The sequence below is a fragment of the Bacillus sp. 2CMS4F genome (genome assembly GCF_023161785.1).
GTDB classification, from domain to species: domain Bacteria; phylum Bacillota; class Bacilli; order Bacillales; family Bacillaceae; genus Bacillus; species Bacillus halotolerans.
The window spans coordinates 1-16,488 of the sequence record NZ_JALNTO010000025.1; the positions used below are offsets into that span (position 1 = coordinate 1).

The window sequence follows — 16,488 nt, forward strand, 5'->3', positions numbered from 1 at the left end:
AGCTGACTTATCCAGTCAGCTCTTTTTGTTGTTTCAACTGTATTTTTTCTCCAAACGCTCACTTTCCTGGCGCTGCAGCGGGCTCAAGGGTTCATTATACAAATCGATATCAACCGCATACTTCGGCCGTCTTTTCACTTCAGAGAAAATCGTTCCGATATATTCGCCGATAATCCCGATTCCCATGAGCTGCAATCCGCCCAGAAACCAAATGGAGATGATGAGAGACGCCCAGCCCGCATTTGTGTGGCCGAGCATTTTTTGAATGACTGCGCCAATCCCCGCCATGGCGCTTACCAAAAATAATAGAAAACCCAAAAGCGTAAAAAAGCGAATCGGGGCCACACTGAAGGATGTAATTCCGTTAAATGCGAATGAAAGCATTTTTTTCAGCGGATATTTCGTTTTTCCGGCAAAACGTTCTTTGCGGTCATACAAGACTTCGGCTGACCTGAAGCCGATCATAGGAACGATGCCCCTTAAAAACAAATTGGCTTCCGGATAGCGCGCGAGTTCTTCAAGCGCCCTTTTATTCATTAAGCGAAAATCGGCATGATTGTAAATTAACTTAATCCCAAGCTTATTCATGAGCCGGTAAAACCCTATAGCGGTCGTGCGCTTAAAAAAGGTATCGGTTTTCCGGCTGCGGCGCACGCCGTACACGATTTCAAAACCATCGTGATATTTCAGCATAAATTCTCTGATAACAGAGATATCATCCTGCAGGTCGGCATCAATCGAAATCACGCAGTCTGATTTTTGCTTTGCTTTATGCAGACCTGCTAAAAGCGCTTTTTGATGACCGACATTGCAGGCTAATTTTAAACCGGTTACCTTCTTGTTTTTCACACTTTCCATGGCAATCAAAGACCAGGTGCGGTCTTTGCTGCCGTCATCAACAAATAAAATTTTACTGCCTTCTGATATCATTTTTTCTTCCATTAAGCTGTTTACAACCTCCGTCAGCTGACGGCTTGTCTCTTTAAATACTTCCTCTTCATTGAAACACGGAACGACGATGGTTAACACTGGCTGTGGCTGTTTCAATCGATATCCTCCTTATTTTGTTTCGTATAAATAAATGCGCCAGGCGGAATCTTTATGGTCAAATGTTTTCACGAGCGCCAGGTGGTTTTGGTCAGCGTTCATAATGGGAACCGAAGAAAAAATATATTGTCCGCCCATTTGTTTAAACACATCTGTATTTAATTCAAGATGATTGATTGTTTTTTTCGAATTCTTTTTAAAGTCATATCGTTTGCCAAGCTCATCGACGAACAGATAGCAGCGGCTCCCCCATTCATCAAAGTACCGTTTCAATTGGGCGTTTTTTTCCAGCTCTTTTTCAATGATTTTTCTAAATTCATATTTATATGAGAGCGGGTACAGGTTGTTATATGTATCTAAGGTGTAAAAACCGTTGTATTGGGCAATAGACGGATGCAGACCGATACTCGCCACCCTGTACGAATCTTGCGGGCGCCCGATATACTCCTTAATCTCTTTAAATTGGTCAGATGCGTAAAATTCACGAAACGTCGGCGCGTTGTAGTGAACGCCATACGTATACTCCTCATTAAAAGGCGCAAGGACCATCAGCTGCGCAGTAACTGCCGCATACACAAGCCATCGCCACTTTTTCCCCATCCGCCAGATGAGGTACAAAGCGAGCGCAAAACTCATGTAGATCACCAGCGGGCGCAAAAAATGAAAACGGGCAAAATTAAATTCGGCTAAAAATGCAAATTTCTGCTTTGGAACAGCCCATATTTTGTTGAACCAAAACGCATACCACAGTGACAGCGCATAATTCAGCACGCTGAGAAAAAGATAAACGTTTTCTTCCCTTGTCCGATTTCGTTTGAACAGCACAGCAAAAAATACGAGTAATAAGATTGGAAGAATCACAACGGTATGAACTGTCATGACATGGTTGTGTCCGTAGACAAAGTTTTTGACGGACAAACGCAGAGAGTGCCAAACATCATGCCTTGATGAAATAAATTCAATCCGGTGCATCGGCGCGTGTGAAATCAACATCGAATAGACAAGCCGGTACTCGACAAATAGATAAATACTTGTCATAAAAGCGATGCTGCCTAAGAAAATGAAATTCCATTTTCTTTTTGTGATGACATCATACAGCCAGAAGCATGCCATCCCAGCCAAGAAAAAGAAGAAGCCTAATACAAAGCTTGAATACAACGGCAGCAAACCGAGCGTCAGCCATTCTCTCCATGAGATATCTCCTTTTCGGATATTCAAAAAAGCCCACAGCGCCAAAGGGTATCCAAGCGTGCTCAGCATTCCAGAAGGCCAAAAAGGCGTTAAGGCAAATGCGAGCGATACGCCAATTCGGATCAATGCCGCTTTCTGCTCCGGAATCACATGTTTCTTCAGCAGCACATACATTCCGAAGAAAGCGACAACTCTCGTAATGGTCTGGCTTACCGCATAGGCGGTCATAGAAGAAAACAACGCGTGAAGCCAAACAATTCCGCTCCACTCAGTGCCAAACGCGTCCCGGGGCAGTCCGTTAATGATTTGCGGAATGGCCGCATCAACTTTGCCGATGATTTCTCCGCTGTCGGCCAGCACCTTGTACCAAGCGATATTAGAATCTAAATTATCGTGTACGCGAATATGGGCGTCTTCCTTCAAAATAAAAAGCGGAGATACATACAGCAAAAGGAGAAATAAAGCCATCAAAAGATAATATGTTTCTTTTTTGTGTTGTCTTAATCGTAACATCCCTAACACATCCATCTGTTATTCTGACTTCTATCGGGCATGATCTGCCTCAGCTGTCAAAATTTATTATCCCTTTTCCCTTCTAAAACATTCATCAAATGACAATCCTTTCTGCATTTTTCAAACTGGTCTTCAACCCATTAATTCCCGCTATCCATAAGGCTGGATCACTTACTATACTGGTAGAAGGGAGGGGATACATGTGTTCATCTTACTTTCATTGATCATACTTGCTGTTATGCCATTTATATATAAAGCAAACCGCAACACAAAAGATGTGAAGGTCAACACGATTTCAATTGATCAGCAAGACGGCCTTCCAGCAAGAAAAAAACTGAATATCCTTCATTTATCGGATCTTCATTTAGAAAACATTTCTGTTTCGCCTGATGAGCTGTATCGTTTAACAAATAATCAACCTGTAGACCTCATTGCGCTTACCGGAGATTTTCTTGACCGGAAACGAAATATTCCAAAGCTTGCCGGCTACTTGCAGGCACTGCAACAACTGAAGCCTGCGTATGGCATGTACGCGGTGTTTGGCAATCATGATTATGTATTAAAAGATAAGGACTTTCAAAGATTAAAGCGAGTGCTAGAGGAAAACGGCTGCATTACGCTGCAAAATGAACATGTTCACATCAATACTGATGCAGGGCCTGTTAATATTATCGGAATTGACGATTACAGTACGAATCGCAGTAAAATCACAAACTCTTATAAAGGTCTTCAGAATGGCTATCACCTTGTACTGACACATGATCCGAATATTATTTTAGAGATGCAGGATATTCATTTTGACTACCTGTTATCAGGCCATTTTCACGGAGGACAAATCCACTGGCCAAAGCCGTATCATTTGGTGAAAATGGGCAAGCTTGTACGCATGAATATGATTAAAGGCCTTCATTATCACCACGATAAACCATTTTATATCAGTGAGGGTTTAGGACAAACTGGCGTTAATATCCGTGTAGGAAGCCGCCCGGAAGTGACTTTCCATCAAATTTAAAAAGACTGTGCTGACCATGGCATCAGTCTTTTTTTTGATAGGTGTGCTGAAGCTTTTCTTTCGAGATAAACAAATAGGATGAATTCGGCAGATTTCGCAAGCTCACTGGCTTTGACGTTAAATATAAAATCGGCATATGGGTGATCTTTTTAAAGGATCTGTAAAAAGGATTGACCGGGGTTACCACGTCAAAGCCGAGCCTTTCTACCCCTTTATCAAGCATTGTAATGCCAATGATCCCTTTGATTTTTTCGCTTTTTTTATGATTGTTGATATACTCCAGCAGCATCGGCATGGATTGATATACTTTTTGATAAATAATGATTCCTTTTCTGACCGCGCTTTCAATGCTTTGCAGCTCCCTGATCAGCTTAATATTGTGCAGATGGATTTTAACGAGCACATCGTTTTTTCTTATATGCGTTCCGTCACTCAGCACGACATGATGCCCTTTGTATTTCGTCAGTCTGACTCGAAAGACGCATTTTCGCTCATCTTCAATCAAAGTCAGCCTCGAAAAAAAGAAATAAATCGGGTCAATCACTCTCCAAATGGAAAGGAAACAGGTTTTCATCTCTTCACCTTCCTTATCATCAAAAAAACACCCTTATATTTTGTGATGATTCTCCCCAAAATATAGTTGCCATATTTTTAAGGAGGACAGACATGACAAACATTCTTATTTTTCCTTTTTTAAGCATTTCCACCGGGCATCATCATGTTGCTGATGCCCTGAAGGCTGATCTGGAATCTAAAGGGCTGCATTCAGAAAAAATTGATATCTTTTCACATACGTATAAACGCTTAGAACAACTGTCCTCCTCAGCTTATTTAAAATGGATTCAATATTTCCCGAAAACGTACAGCGGAATATACAAGCTTCTCGCTTGCGGAGAGTGTAAAAATGTCAAACGCTATGCCATGTATGAATGGCTGTTTATGCAAAGCATGAGACAGATTCTCAAAGAAAAACAGCCTGATATCGCCTTCTGCACACACGCCCTGCCTTCTTACCTGCTAAACCGGCTGAAACCGGAATATCCAAACATGACCATTGTAAATGTCTACACGGATTTTTTTGTGAATCAGGTATGGGGGCGGAAGAACATTGACTACCACTTTGTCCCGATCATGGATATCAAGAAGCAGCTCATGTCCGAAGGAATCAGCCCGAAAAAAATATTTTTGACCGGCATTCCCGTTCACCGGGCTTATGAAGCTGGAACCGCAGACACCTGCCAGCATCGTCCGCCTTATACCGTCATGATCACAGGCGGCAGTATGGGAGTCGGAGGTATTTTTAAGCTGGTCCAGGAGCTGTCGCCAGGCGGAAACATCTTATACAAAATATTATGCGGCAGAAACGAAAAGCTCTACCGCTATGTCAAAAGTTTACAACATCCTTTTATCGAAGCGATCCCATACCTTCACAGCAAAGCAGAAATGAACCGTCTGTACGCAAAGGCCTCAGGCGTCATGACAAAGCCAGGAGGCGTAACCATCAGTGAATGCTTAAAGAAAAGGCTTCCGGTATTTATCTATCATGCGCTGCCGGGACAGGAGGAAATGAATGTGAACCTGTTAAAAGAACGGCAGCTTGTTACAGATATAAGAAACTGGGATATGAAGCGGGCAGAAGAGCGTATTTCCGCATTTTTTCAATCGAATGAACGGGCAGCAGCAGAGAAGCAAGTCAAGGAGTATCTTGGCCAAATGTGCGACCGGGAGATTGGGGAGGTTTTAAAAAGGATATTAGATGAATGTGAACATAAAAAAACACCCTCCTGAAAAGAGAGTGTGGAATGACTAACGAAACAGTAAATGCTGGCTGTGAATACCTGCTTTCTTCAGCAGGAGGATCAGCTGGTCCTGCTCATCAGACGAAAGGCCTGAAAACGCTCTCGCTATACGGAGCGCGTGGATTGGATAAATTTTATCCAAATACTCATTCCCTTTATCCGTGAGATGCGCGTAAACGGAGCGTTTATCTTTCGGGTCCTGCTCCCTGACTAAAAACCCGTTTCTTTCTAGCTTATCAATGACATATGTGACGTTTCCGCTTACAAGCAGAAGCCGCGACCCAATTTGCTGTAATTTTTGCGGGCCTCTCGTATACAAAAGTTCCAGTACGGCAAATTCTGTGGGATTAAAGCCGTGCTCTTTGCTGTCACGGATGCTGTGTTCAGACACACTTTTGAAAGCCCTTGCAAAAACTCTGTACAAATTCATCGCACGCTCAACTTCTTCTTCGTTAAACGATAATCTCATCATATCTACCCCGTATATAGAATTTTTATAAAAAAATAATGAAAACCCTTACATATAATAAGAGTTTAATGCCCTTATTATTTTTATTCGCTATAATTCGAGAAATTCCTTTTCAGGAAACAAAAAAATCCTTATACTCGTTATTTTGTATAAGGATTTTTTTGGTGATATGGGATGCTGCGAAAGAAATATGCGTATTCCTTCCGCAGTTCAGAAAGTGTCATTTTGTTCATTACTTCTTTATTATAAACTCCGATTTGAAAGAGTTTTTCTGAATAATGGCTTCGTTCTTTTTCTAATGCTGTTTTCAATAAATTACTCATAGCGTCCTCCTTCATTTTAAGGTATCCTCTAAATAAGATACTCTTTTTAAATGAATGTGGTGTGAATCTAATGTAAAGAATTTATGTTTACGAAGATTTTCGGTAAAGTCCGTTTTGAACTGATCTTAAAAGCTGAAAAGCATGTTCTCCGGCAAGCTGCATAAACGTTTCAAGCATTTCATCCCGTTTCATATCCAACTCGATTATTTCCTTTGCCAGTGAGACCGCTTTTTCTTCCTCCATGATTATCCTTCCTCCTCATTTAATCGTTACATAAAGGATAAAACGCGCTTATAGGTTACGCATCATTCTTGTTAATTTTTCTGCCGTATTTTTTCAAAAATCTGCTATTTCATGTTAGAAAATATAACAAGCGTCAGGTTTTTTCTCTATGTTTTTTATATACTATTATCAAAAGACATCCAGGGGTGGAAAAATGACCACAGAAGATCATTCTTATAAAGACAAAAAAGTGATTTCAATCGGGATTGTCAGTGAATTGACAGGGTTGTCCGTAAGGCAGATCAGGTATTATGAGGAGCGTAAGCTGATTTATCCGCAGCGTTCTTCAAGGGGAACGAGAAAATATTCTTTTGCCGACGTCGAGCGGCTGATGGATATTGCCAACAAACGCGAAGACGGCGTGCAGACAGCTGAAATTTTAAAAGATATGCGCAAAAAAGAACAAATGGTAAAAAACGATCCGCAAGTCAGAAAAAAAATGCTGGAGGGGCAGCTTAATGCTCACTTTAGGTACAAAAACCGTTAAACGATAAAAGTCCGCCTCGCAATCTGAGACGGACTTTTATCGTTTATAATGAGTGAATGAATGCAGTCGCAATACCAAAGTAAATTAATAATGACAAAATATCATTTAACGTCGTAATAAGCGGGCCTGAAGCAATGGCCGGGTCTACATTCAGTCTATGCAGAATAATAGGGATAATTGTTCCGGACATCGTGCCGATAATTAAGGTCAGCAGCAGTGAAGAGCCGACAACAAATCCTAAAAGCACATTTCCCTGCCATAAAATGGCGATCACCGTAATTAAGACAGAACAGACGGCACCGATATAAATACTCGTTCTGAGCTCCCGAAAAATCAGTTTCACAATCGTTGTTTTATTCATTTCTTCTTTAGATAAACCTCTGATGACGACCGCGAGAGACTGTGTTCCTGTATTCCCTGTCATCCCTGACACCATCGGCATAAAGAATGCCAGCGCCACGACCTGCTTCAGCGTATCTTCAAAATAGCTCATGATGCTGCCTGAAATCAGCCCGATGAACAAAAGCAGGATCAGCCATGGAAGGCGGCGGTATGCTGCAACATATGCTTTTGTATCGAAGGTAATGGCTTTCCCTGATGCGGCGAATTTTTCGTAGTCCTCATCGGCTTCCCGAATAACGACGTCGATGATATCATCGACCGTCACGATCCCAACAAGCACATTGTTTTCTTCCACAATCGGAATCGCTAAGAAATCGTAACGTTCAATCAGCCGCGCCACTTCTTCCTGATCTTGAAGCGCGTCTGCTGCAATGACACGGGTAAACATCAAGTCTTGTACCTTTTCTTCCGGTTCCCCGAGAATCAAATCGCGATATGACAGAACGCCGACAAGCTGCTTACTGTCATTTATGACATATAAGTAGTTGATAGACTCTGCGATTTCCGCGAAACTTTTTAGTTTGACGACCGCGTCTTTTACCGTGTAATGCTGAGGAATCCACACATAACGGTTGGTCATCATGCGCCCCGCTGAATCAGCCGGGTAATTCATAAGGAGCTGAACAGCTTTTGACTCTGAGGCTTCCATGCTGGATAAAAGCTGTTCCTTCAGTTCTTCATCCATTTCTTCAAGCAATTGAGCGAGGTCATCGTTGTCCATTTTGTTCATGGCGAGTGTTGCTTTTGTTTTTCCGACTTTATTTAAGACGGCTAGCTGAAATTCCCGTTCCAGTTCGCCAATCATATCAGTAATATCATCAACAGTTAAATAAGATAAATAGCGGGCGCGGTGTTTTTCCGGCATTTCTTTAAAAATAAACGCCATATCATAGGGCTGAAGCTCATCAATAACACTTCTGAAATCCCTGATTTTTCCGTCTCGCAATAAGATAATGATGCGTAAAATGAGTTCGTCATAGGTCATGTTTTGAACCATCGGGACTCGTACCTCCTCTACGGAGACGTGCCGGCCTCGCCAGAAGGTGCGGCAGATCGTCTCCTCATCGTGTAATCAATTGTCTTGCTGTCATAGTATATGGGTACTTCTTCAGATTGACTCGAATGGGGAGAATCCATACTCCGCACCTCCTTTTTGTTCAACATTTCGTTTTCAAGGCATAAAAAAAGCCTTCTGGATTGAAGGTGAAAGAAGCACGGCAAAAAAAGCGTGCGGGCGCCTTCAATCGTAGAGCTTTAGCACTGTATGGCATAGGAGCAATCATCCAGCTGCATTAAAAATCACCTTATGTCGATGATTTCTGTTGACCCATTGGCGTCTTTGGACATTTTTGGGCAGCAGCGTATCTCCATACAGGAGCCTCACCTAACGAAGTTCGTAATTGAATTGACACACTGAGATTACAGAAAAAAACAAGCTATGTCAACTTAAAAAAGTTATTTATGCGTTTACACCTCATCTGATGAAATAAAATAAGGGCCTTAGCCCTTATTCTGTTGTTTGCGTCTCATCATCTTCTGAAAGCAAATGATAGGTTTCATGAAGAAATAAGGCGTATTCCCCTTCCTTCGTCGGATGTGGAACATACTCAGCCTGATTGATGTATTGTTCTTCTTTCTTTTCCAAGCGCTTCGCCTCCTTTTCTTATTAGATTGTCCAAAAAGCGGCTCGTTATCATGAAAAAAACCCCGCGGGTGCGGGGTTAGTCGTCTAATTCCTGTTTCATAATACGTCCGTCCTTTGCAGAGATGTCAAATTCTGCTTCAGTCCCTTGTTTCGTTTGAACCTCAATTTCGTAGATATAAGCACCGTCGTCTTCATCCAGCTTGCTTTCTGTGACGGTTCCAGCTGTTTGCTTTAGAGCAATCTGTTCTGCTTCTTCTTTTGTCAAAACAACTTGTTCTTTTTTCTCTTTTAACGGGTCATTGAGCGCTTGTTTGGTCTTGATATCCACATAAACATCATAATCTTCACCGTCTTTTTCGATTTCAACTTCATAAGCTTCTTTGCCGTTATAGATGTCTCTGTCGATGTCATCCACTGTTCCGTCAACAACTGTTTTGGCAATGGACTCCGCTTCTTGTTCAGTAAGTCCGCCAGTTTCAGAAACAGGCTGTGTTTGTTCATTATTTTCTTTCGCAAACGCATTGTAGCTGAACCCTCCGGCCGCTAAACACCCTGCTAATAAGCCAATCATCCATCTTTTCTTCAGCATATGTGATGCCTCCCTTGTTCGTTATGAGTTCAGTTTACACACTCAACATGAAAGGAACACGAGAGAAAGATGAGAATTTGATGAGAAAACCATTAGTCTTCATAGATAATATTAGAAACTTTGCCGGTATAGGCGTTTATTTTCACCGTAGCTTCCTTGTCATTCGGGAGATCAACATCTACTTCAAACAGGAGAGTGCCTTCGCTTTCTTCCAAATCGGCGTCATCCGCTTTTCCTCCAGCCTCACGCTCTGCAATGGCTTTTGCCTCTTTTTCGGAAATTGTTGTCTTTTGTTTGTCTTTGCTGCTGATTTTATCAGCGGACACCACCGCTTTTGTCTTCATATCTACCTTCACTTCGTATGTTTCTCCATTATTTTTTTGAATGGTATACGACGCAACTCCGTGTTTTCGCGTATGTTTTTTGACGGTGCCCGGCACCCGCACCAGAGCGAGCTGCTCAGCTTCTTTTTCTGTCATCTCAGATGTGTTCGTCTCTTTCACTCTGTTCATTGACAATATGTCGCCCGATTTAGCATCAGCTTTTAGAAAATAAATTCCTTGTGGATTTTCCAGAGTCATATCATACGTTTTTTTATCATTGGATTGCGTCACTTTTGTGATGTCGCCTTCATAGGAGGTTTCTACTTTTTTTATGACTGCCTCCTTTGACAGCACGTCCTCATGGGTTTGCTGAATGATAAGAACCGCGCAGATGACAATGGCTAAAACGGCTGCCGCCGCAGCAGCTCCTGTTTTCATTCGTTTTGTCATAGCGCTCCCCCATCCTGTTCTCTAAATTGCATCGTGACATTTGTTCCCTGTCCCGGTTTGTTTTTTACAGACAGGTCAATACCATGCTCATCGGCAATATGTTTGGCAATGGATAGACCTAAACCCGTTCCGCCTGTTTTGCGGTTACGCGCCTCATCCGCCCGGTAAAAACGTTCAAACAGGCGCGGGATATGCTCTTCAGGTATGCCGATTCCTTCATCCCTTACAGACAAAAACGGACGTCTGTTTTTGGTTCCTGCGGAAATCACAATGGCCTTGTCACTATATTTTATGGCATTATCTAGCAAAATCGTCAGTAGCTGCTTTATGCGTTCTTCATCTGCCGTTACAAGCAAATTCTCCTTGTCCGTCTCGAGAAAGATGTCGCGATTATAAACCGGCTGGAGTGTTTGTATAACGGCGCGCGACACTTCGATCAGGTCAACCGTTTTCAGATCAAGCTCCAGTTCTTTATGGGTCTTGGCCAGCGTAAGCAGCTGATTGGTCAGTTTTTTCATATGGACCGCTTCTGAATGAATCGCTTCAATGGATTCCTCAAGCACTTCAGGCTTTTTTGCCCCCCAGCGTTTCATCAGATTGCTGTAGCTTTCAATAATGGTGAGCGGGGTTTTCAGCTCGTGTGAAGCGTCTTGGACAAATTGCTGCTGTTTGTCGTAGTGCTCTTTCAGCATGCTCGCCATCTCATTAAAGGTCAGCCCCATTTGATACAGTTCATCATGCGACTGTCCTTCCAGAGAAATTGTTTTGAATGCTTTTTCTCTCTGTATGTCTTTCATCGTTGTCACCAATTGTCTGATTGGATTGATGATATGGCGGGCGAGTAAGCTGCCGGCAAAGAAGGAAGCGATACAGACAGCCGCGCTGGCCACAATTAAGATGATTCTTAGCAGAAGAAGACTCTCTTCTGTATGCTCCAGCCTTTCCACGAGCTGAAGCGATACGACTTGTCCGTCTGTCCAAATGACCGGGACAGCTGCTGCTGCAAACAGTTTGCCTTCATGCTTTGTCACGTCTGTCGTTTCCCCGCTGTGAAAAGAAAGAGGGAAGTCTTTATATGCTTTTTCCTTTGTGATGGTCATGACGGCTTTCCGATCCGCACTCACTACCCGCACCATTCCATTTGCCGGAAGATAGGCCTGCAGCATATCCTGCAAAGCCACTCCTTGTGTTTCGGCGGTATGAAGAGCTTCGGCGATATTGTCCGTTTCATCGGCAAGACGGGCCGCATCCTTTGAGGTGAGTGCTGATGAAAAGATGAGATAGATCGCAGTATGAACCAACACTAATAAAATCAACAGCCAAATGGATGTATAAAGATGAATCTTTGTCTTCAGCTTCATCATTTACCCCTTAATGGTATAGCCGACCCCGCGCACGGTATGAATCAGCTGTTTTTCGTAAGGATAGTCCAATTTTTTTCTGATATATCTTATGTACACGTCGACGACATTTGTATCTCCGATGTAATCAAACCCCCATACAGAGCTGAGAATTTGCTCCCTCGTCAGCACTTGCTGCGGATGCTTCAGCATATAGACGAGCAAATCAAATTCCCGGGGCGTTAATTCAACCTCTTTGTCTCCCCGTCTGACTTCACGTGTTTTCTCGTTCACCTGCAAATCGTCATATGTCAAAAATGTGCCGATATCCTCTGTTTTGCTTCCGGTTTGGCGGAGTGCCGCTCTGATTCTGGCAAGCAATTCTTCAATTTCAAACGGCTTGGTGACATAGTCATTCGCACCGATGTCAAGCCCCGTTACCTTATCTGGAACGCTGTCGCGGGCTGTTAATAAAATAACCGGTGTCTCTTGATCCGTTTTCCTCAGCCGGCGCAGCACTTCAAGCCCGCTCAACCCCGGCAGCATGACATCGAGCAGCAATAGGGAATACGAACCTTCCGTGGCCGCGTTAAGTCCTTCAGAGCCATTATGTTTGATGGTGACGCTGTATCCTTCATATTCCAATTCAAGCTGAAGGACCCTCGCGATTTTTTCTTCATCTTCCACAATTAATATGTGCCCTTTTTCCAATTCCGATCATCCTCTCATGTTCCTATATGAAAAAAATGATTTCATTGTTTACAAAATGATTCTTATCATCTATTATGATGTCAAAATAAAAAATTGTATACGGAAAGCACTAGGGGTGCTGTTATGGCTGAGATAAAGCGCGCAAAAACGCGCTTTGATCCCTTATGACCCGATCTGGATAATACCAGCGTGGGGAAGTGCAGGTTGACCGAAAGGTGTATTTTTTCGTGCGCTTACTCGATCTATGACTGCATATTCCCTAAGGATATGCAGTTTTTTATTTTACCAAAAAAACAGGAGGTCAGAGAAATGGACAACTTATGCGGTACAAGCAGAATCGCCGGATTTCGGTTCTCTTTATACCCGATGACAGATGATTTTATCAGTGTGATCAAGTCTGCGCTGAAAAAAACGGATACGTCAAAGGTTTGGACAAAGACAGATCATATCAGTACAGTTTTGCGCGGATCGATCGCTCATGTATTCGACGCCGCTAAAGCCATCTACCTGTATGCAGCAAATAGCGAAAAGCACATTGTCATGAACGGGACATTTTCCATCGGCTGCCCGGGCGATACACAAGGAGATACATATCTGACAGCAGATGAAAAGCGAGTCAATGAAGAATCTGTTCACGACCTGAAAGCAGAGGCTCCATGCCAATTTGCACTTTATCCGATGAATGAGCCGAATTATATGGACATTATCTTGAAAGCTGTTGAAATCGCTAAGGCTGACGGCACCTTTGTACAGGGTGTTCATTACGCAAGTGAGGTAGACGGAGATGCACACGACGTGTTCCGGACACTGGAAGCCGCTTTCCGCATGGCAAATCAGCAAACAGCCCATGTCACCATGACCGTGAACTTCTCGGCAAACAGTCCATCAAGAAAACAGAAAGCAGGGATAAAATGAAAAGCTGGAAAGTAAAAGAAATTGTCATCATGTCTGTTATCAGTATTGTTTTTGGCATTGTTTATTTAGTATTCACCCATTTCGGAAACGTACTTGCAGGGATGTTCGGGCCTATCGCTTATGAACCGATTTACGGCATTTGGTTTATCGTGTCGGTGATTGCCGCGTACATCATTCGTAAATCGGGCGCGGCCCTTGTTTCAGAAATCATCGCAGCTCTCGTTGAATGTTTGCTGGGAAATCCTTCAGGCCCGATGGTTATCGTTATCGGCATTGTTCAAGGTCTCGGAGCAGAAGCTGTATTTCTTGCGACACGCTGGAAAGCATATTCCCTTCCTGTGCTGCTTCTGGCGGGTATGGGGTCTTCGGTGTCCAGCTTTATTTATGATTTCTTTGTTTCCGGTTATGCGGCGTACTCACCGGGCTATCTGCTCATTATGCTTCTGATCCGTCTCGTTTCAGGTGCGGTCCTGGCCGGCCTTCTCGGAAAAGCTGTCAGCGATTCTCTCGCATATACGGGTGTCTTAAACGGAATGGCACTCGGAAAGGAACTGAAAAAGAAACGGAAACGGGTATCAAATCATGCAAGCCTATAACAAGTTGCTTTCGGTTGACCGGCTTAACTTTTCATATGAAGAAAACGAGAAACCGATTTTTCAGGATATAACGTTTGAGCTCCAAAAAGGAGAATGCGCTTTATTGTTAGGGCCGAGCGGGTGCGGAAAAAGCTCGCTTGCCCTCTGTTTAAACGGGCTTTACCCTGAAGCTTGCGACGGGATGCTGTCTGGGCATGTATTCTTATTTCAAAAACCGATCACTGACGCTGAAACCTCTGAAACAATCGCTCAGCATGTCGGAGTCGTCTTTCAGGACCCTGATCAGCAGTTTTGTATGCTGACAGTGGAGGATGAAATCGCCTTTGGATTGGAAAATCTGCAAATCCCCCAAGAAGAAATGGTGAAGAAAATTGATGACGTTCTGGAAAAATTACATATCACTCATGTAAAGGAAAAAACGATTTCTACTCTGTCAGGGGGACTGAAGCAAAAAGTCGCGCTCGCTTGTATTTTGGCAATGGAGCCTGAGCTCATTATTCTGGATGAACCGACTTCCCTTTTAGACCCTTATTCAGCACGGGAATTCGTTCAAATGATCAAAGAGCTTCAGCAGGAAAAAGGCTTCGGCCTTCTCGTGATCGAACATCAGCTTGATGAATGGGCGCCTTGGGTTGAAAGAACAATCGTACTGAATGGAGCAGGCAAGAAAGCCTTAGACGGGCCGACTAAGGATATGTTTCAGCATCACTCAAACATGTTAAGAACAATGGGAATCGCTGTGCCAAAAATTTGTGGCTTACAAGAAAATGTGAGCATACCGTTTACATTGTCAAAAAAAACGCTGTTCAAGGAACCCTTCCCTGCTGGGCCTGCTGGAGAAGCAGCGGTTCTTTCTGCTGAACACGCAGTGCAGGTCCAGAACTTATCGTTTTCAAGAGGACAGCAGACCATTTTCAAAGACATCCGTTTTTCATTGCGTGCAGGCTCTTTGACGGCACTTGTCGGGCCAAACGGCACAGGAAAATCTACGCTGTTGTCTGTTCTCGCCCGTTTGCTCAAACCGAAAAGCGGCAAGATTCTTCTGCATGATAAGCCGCTGGAGTCTTACAAAGAAAAAGAGCTTCGCAAACAAATGGGATTGGTTTTCCAAAATCCAGAGCACCAGTTTGTGACTGACACAGTATATGATGAGCTGCTGTTCGGCCATGCGGCAAATGCCGAAACCGAGAAAAAAGCGCAGAATCTGCTGCAGCGTTTCGGCCTTGCACATTTGGCGGACCACCATCCGTTTGCGGTCAGCCAAGGGCAAAAACGGCGGCTGAGTGTCGCCACCATGCTGATGCACGATGTAAAGGTTTTGCTTTTAGACGAACCGACCTTTGGCCAAGACGCCAAAACAGCCGCTGAATGCATGGAGATGATTCAGCATATCCAGACAGAAGGCACCGCTGTCCTCATGATCACACACGATATGGAGCTTGTATCTTCATATGCCGACAGCGTGCTTGTGCTTCACGGCGCACATTTGGCCTTTGACGGAACACCGGAACAATTATTTTCCAGGGAAGCCGAGCTCGTCCAAAAAGCAAAGCTCACCCTCCCCCTTCGATATGAATGGATGACATACCAGCAGGAGGTGCGTGATGAAGCAGCCGTTACATCTCATTAACCCGGCAGTAAAAGCAGCGGCTGTTTTTTGCTGTGTCGTCATGCTGTCGTTTATTTACAATCCTTACACACCGGCGTGCTTTTATATCATGATTGTTGCGGGTGTCCTGTCCGCGGCCAGAATACCGCTGAAAAAATGGCTTTTGTTCACGATTCCGTTTTTGATTTTAGCATTCGGCTGCGTATGGACAGCCGCTGTTTTCGGCAAGATTCCCACGACCGCAGATAATTTTCTGTTTCAAGCCGGCCCTTTTTCGATCAACAGTGAAAATGTGGCTGTCGGCATCTCGCTCGGGTTTCGGATTTTGTGCTTTTCTGCCTTATCAATGATGTTTGTTTTTACAACCGATCCGATTTTATTTATGCTGAGTCTTGTGCAGCAGTGCAAGCTGTCCCCGAAGCTTGCATACGGCGTCATTGCCGGATTTCGTTTTCTCCCTCTGTTAAAAGAGGAGGTCCAGCTGATCCAGCAGGCACATAAAATCCGAGGCGGAGCGGCGGAAAATGGCTTAAAAGAAAAAATCAGCGCGTTAAAGCGCTATACCATCCCGCTATTAGCAAGCGCAATCAGAAAAGCGGAACGAACAGCTCTTGCGATGGAATCAAAAGGATTTACAGGCAGCCGAAACCGGACGTATTACCGGTCGCTTACCGTCAGCCCGCGCGACTGGCTGTTCTTTTTCCTCATTCTCTTGTTATTCGCAGGATCTTTTCTTGTGTCTTTATGTTTTACCTCATAGAAAAAGCCGCTATGTTGAATAGCGG

Annotated in this window: 20 protein-coding genes and 2 riboswitches; of the genes, 7 read left to right on the top strand and 13 right to left on the bottom strand. The window is 43.6% G+C overall.

Features of this window, described 5'->3' with window-relative positions:
- Positions 1 to 33: 33 nt before the first annotated feature.
- Together MTN95_RS21175 and MTN95_RS21180 are read right to left on the bottom strand one after the other, a co-directional pair.
- The gene (locus MTN95_RS21175) at positions 34 to 1,047 is read right to left on the bottom strand and encodes a glycosyltransferase family 2 protein (protein WP_248339920.1); all 1,014 of its coding nucleotides are present in this window, start codon (positions 1,045 to 1,047) and stop codon (positions 34 to 36) included.
- Between the two features lie 12 nt (positions 1,048 to 1,059).
- Positions 1,060 to 2,751: a DUF6044 family protein gene (locus MTN95_RS21180; RefSeq protein ID WP_248339921.1), complete on the bottom strand. Its 1,692-nt coding sequence runs from the start codon at positions 2,749 to 2,751 to the stop codon at positions 1,060 to 1,062.
- A 238-nt stretch (positions 2,752 to 2,989) separates the two neighbouring features.
- On the opposite strand from MTN95_RS21180, the gene MTN95_RS21185 reads away from it, so the two are divergent.
- The gene (locus MTN95_RS21185; protein ID WP_265103694.1) at positions 2,990 to 3,763 is read left to right on the top strand and encodes a metallophosphoesterase; all 774 of its coding nucleotides are present in this window, start codon (positions 2,990 to 2,992) and stop codon (positions 3,761 to 3,763) included.
- Between the two features lie 22 nt (positions 3,764 to 3,785).
- On the opposite strand, the gene MTN95_RS21190 is transcribed toward MTN95_RS21185, so the two are convergent.
- Positions 3,786 to 4,337: a YkoP family protein gene (locus MTN95_RS21190; RefSeq protein WP_024121139.1), complete on the bottom strand. Its 552-nt coding sequence runs from the start codon at positions 4,335 to 4,337 to the stop codon at positions 3,786 to 3,788.
- Positions 4,338 to 4,429: 92 nt separating this feature from the next.
- Here MTN95_RS21190 and MTN95_RS21195 point away from each other — a divergent pair, with 92 nt between their 5' ends.
- Positions 4,430 to 5,551 carry an MGDG synthase family glycosyltransferase gene (locus MTN95_RS21195; RefSeq protein WP_248339923.1) on the top strand — a complete coding sequence of 374 codons (1,122 nt, stop codon included), beginning with the start codon at positions 4,430 to 4,432 and terminating at the stop codon, positions 5,549 to 5,551.
- 18 nt (positions 5,552 to 5,569) lie between these two features.
- On the opposite strand, the gene MTN95_RS21200 is transcribed toward MTN95_RS21195, so the two are convergent.
- From MTN95_RS21200 to MTN95_RS21210, 3 genes are all read right to left on the bottom strand, one after another.
- Complete coding sequence (locus MTN95_RS21200; RefSeq protein ID WP_081638289.1) at positions 5,570 to 6,034, bottom strand: MarR family winged helix-turn-helix transcriptional regulator; 465 nt, start codon at positions 6,032 to 6,034, stop codon at positions 5,570 to 5,572.
- A gap of 137 nt (positions 6,035 to 6,171) precedes the next feature.
- Positions 6,172 to 6,354: a hypothetical protein gene (locus tag MTN95_RS21205; protein ID WP_024121137.1), complete on the bottom strand. Its 183-nt coding sequence runs from the start codon at positions 6,352 to 6,354 to the stop codon at positions 6,172 to 6,174.
- An 87-nt stretch (positions 6,355 to 6,441) separates the two neighbouring features.
- The gene (locus tag MTN95_RS21210) at positions 6,442 to 6,597 is read right to left on the bottom strand and encodes a hypothetical protein (protein ID WP_010333974.1); all 156 of its coding nucleotides are present in this window, start codon (positions 6,595 to 6,597) and stop codon (positions 6,442 to 6,444) included.
- A gap of 193 nt (positions 6,598 to 6,790) precedes the next feature.
- Here MTN95_RS21210 and MTN95_RS21215 point away from each other — a divergent pair, with 193 nt between their 5' ends.
- Positions 6,791 to 7,123 carry a MerR family transcriptional regulator gene (locus MTN95_RS21215; protein WP_003239028.1) on the top strand — a complete coding sequence of 111 codons (333 nt, stop codon included), beginning with the start codon at positions 6,791 to 6,793 and terminating at the stop codon, positions 7,121 to 7,123.
- Positions 7,124 to 7,166: 43 nt separating this feature from the next.
- Here MTN95_RS21215 and mgtE read toward each other — a convergent pair whose 3' ends face one another.
- The 7 genes from mgtE to ykoG form a co-directional block, all read right to left on the bottom strand.
- On the bottom strand, positions 7,167 to 8,522 hold the full coding sequence (gene mgtE, locus MTN95_RS21220) for a magnesium transporter (protein WP_105955510.1): 1,356 nt from the start codon (positions 8,520 to 8,522) through the stop codon (positions 7,167 to 7,169).
- A 17-nt stretch (positions 8,523 to 8,539) separates the two neighbouring features.
- Positions 8,540 to 8,662 carry a hypothetical protein gene (locus MTN95_RS21575; RefSeq protein ID WP_010330178.1) on the bottom strand — a complete coding sequence of 41 codons (123 nt, stop codon included), beginning with the start codon at positions 8,660 to 8,662 and terminating at the stop codon, positions 8,540 to 8,542.
- A 95-nt stretch (positions 8,663 to 8,757) separates the two neighbouring features.
- Positions 8,758 to 8,924: riboswitch (M-box (ykoK) riboswitch) on the bottom strand.
- Between the two features lie 108 nt (positions 8,925 to 9,032).
- A complete protein-coding gene (locus tag MTN95_RS21225) occupies positions 9,033 to 9,170 on the bottom strand; it encodes a transcriptional regulator SplA domain-containing protein (RefSeq protein ID WP_003218541.1) in 138 nt (45 codons plus the stop codon).
- A 76-nt stretch (positions 9,171 to 9,246) separates the two neighbouring features.
- A complete protein-coding gene (locus tag MTN95_RS21230) occupies positions 9,247 to 9,759 on the bottom strand; it encodes a PepSY domain-containing protein (RefSeq protein ID WP_105955509.1) in 513 nt (170 codons plus the stop codon).
- 92 nt (positions 9,760 to 9,851) lie between these two features.
- Positions 9,852 to 10,532, bottom strand: a complete 681-nt coding sequence (locus MTN95_RS21235; RefSeq protein WP_248339925.1) for a PepSY domain-containing protein — start codon at positions 10,530 to 10,532, stop codon at positions 9,852 to 9,854.
- Positions 10,529 to 11,893, bottom strand: coding sequence for a sensor histidine kinase (locus tag MTN95_RS21240; RefSeq protein ID WP_248339931.1), 1,365 nt, complete (start codon positions 11,891 to 11,893; stop codon positions 10,529 to 10,531). Before MTN95_RS21240 ends, MTN95_RS21235 begins: the two co-directional genes overlap by 4 nt.
- A 3-nt stretch (positions 11,894 to 11,896) precedes the next feature.
- On the bottom strand, positions 11,897 to 12,583 hold the full coding sequence (gene ykoG, locus MTN95_RS21245; RefSeq protein WP_024121132.1) for a two-component system response regulator YkoG: 687 nt from the start codon (positions 12,581 to 12,583) through the stop codon (positions 11,897 to 11,899).
- A 101-nt stretch (positions 12,584 to 12,684) separates the two neighbouring features.
- Positions 12,685 to 12,796, top strand: a riboswitch (TPP riboswitch).
- Between the two features lie 96 nt (positions 12,797 to 12,892).
- Here ykoG and MTN95_RS21250 point away from each other — a divergent pair.
- The 4 genes from MTN95_RS21250 to MTN95_RS21265 are packed head-to-tail and all read left to right on the top strand — an operon-like array spanning position 12,893 to position 16,463.
- Entirely contained in the window at positions 12,893 to 13,498 is a 606-nt protein-coding gene (locus tag MTN95_RS21250) for a Ykof family thiamine-binding protein (RefSeq protein WP_248339926.1), read from the top strand.
- Positions 13,495 to 14,094, top strand: a complete 600-nt coding sequence (locus MTN95_RS21255) for an ECF transporter S component (RefSeq protein ID WP_248339929.1) — start codon at positions 13,495 to 13,497, stop codon at positions 14,092 to 14,094. The genes MTN95_RS21250 and MTN95_RS21255 overlap by 4 nt, the downstream gene beginning before the upstream one ends.
- Positions 14,081 to 15,724 (top strand): ABC transporter ATP-binding protein, encoded by a 1,644-nt coding sequence (locus MTN95_RS21260; protein ID WP_105990689.1) that lies wholly within the window; start codon positions 14,081 to 14,083, stop codon positions 15,722 to 15,724. The genes MTN95_RS21255 and MTN95_RS21260 overlap by 14 nt, the downstream gene beginning before the upstream one ends.
- Positions 15,699 to 16,463 carry an energy-coupling factor transporter transmembrane component T family protein gene (locus tag MTN95_RS21265; RefSeq protein WP_105990688.1) on the top strand — a complete coding sequence of 255 codons (765 nt, stop codon included), beginning with the start codon at positions 15,699 to 15,701 and terminating at the stop codon, positions 16,461 to 16,463. The genes MTN95_RS21260 and MTN95_RS21265 overlap by 26 nt, the downstream gene beginning before the upstream one ends.
- Positions 16,464 to 16,488: the final 25 nt, after the last annotated feature.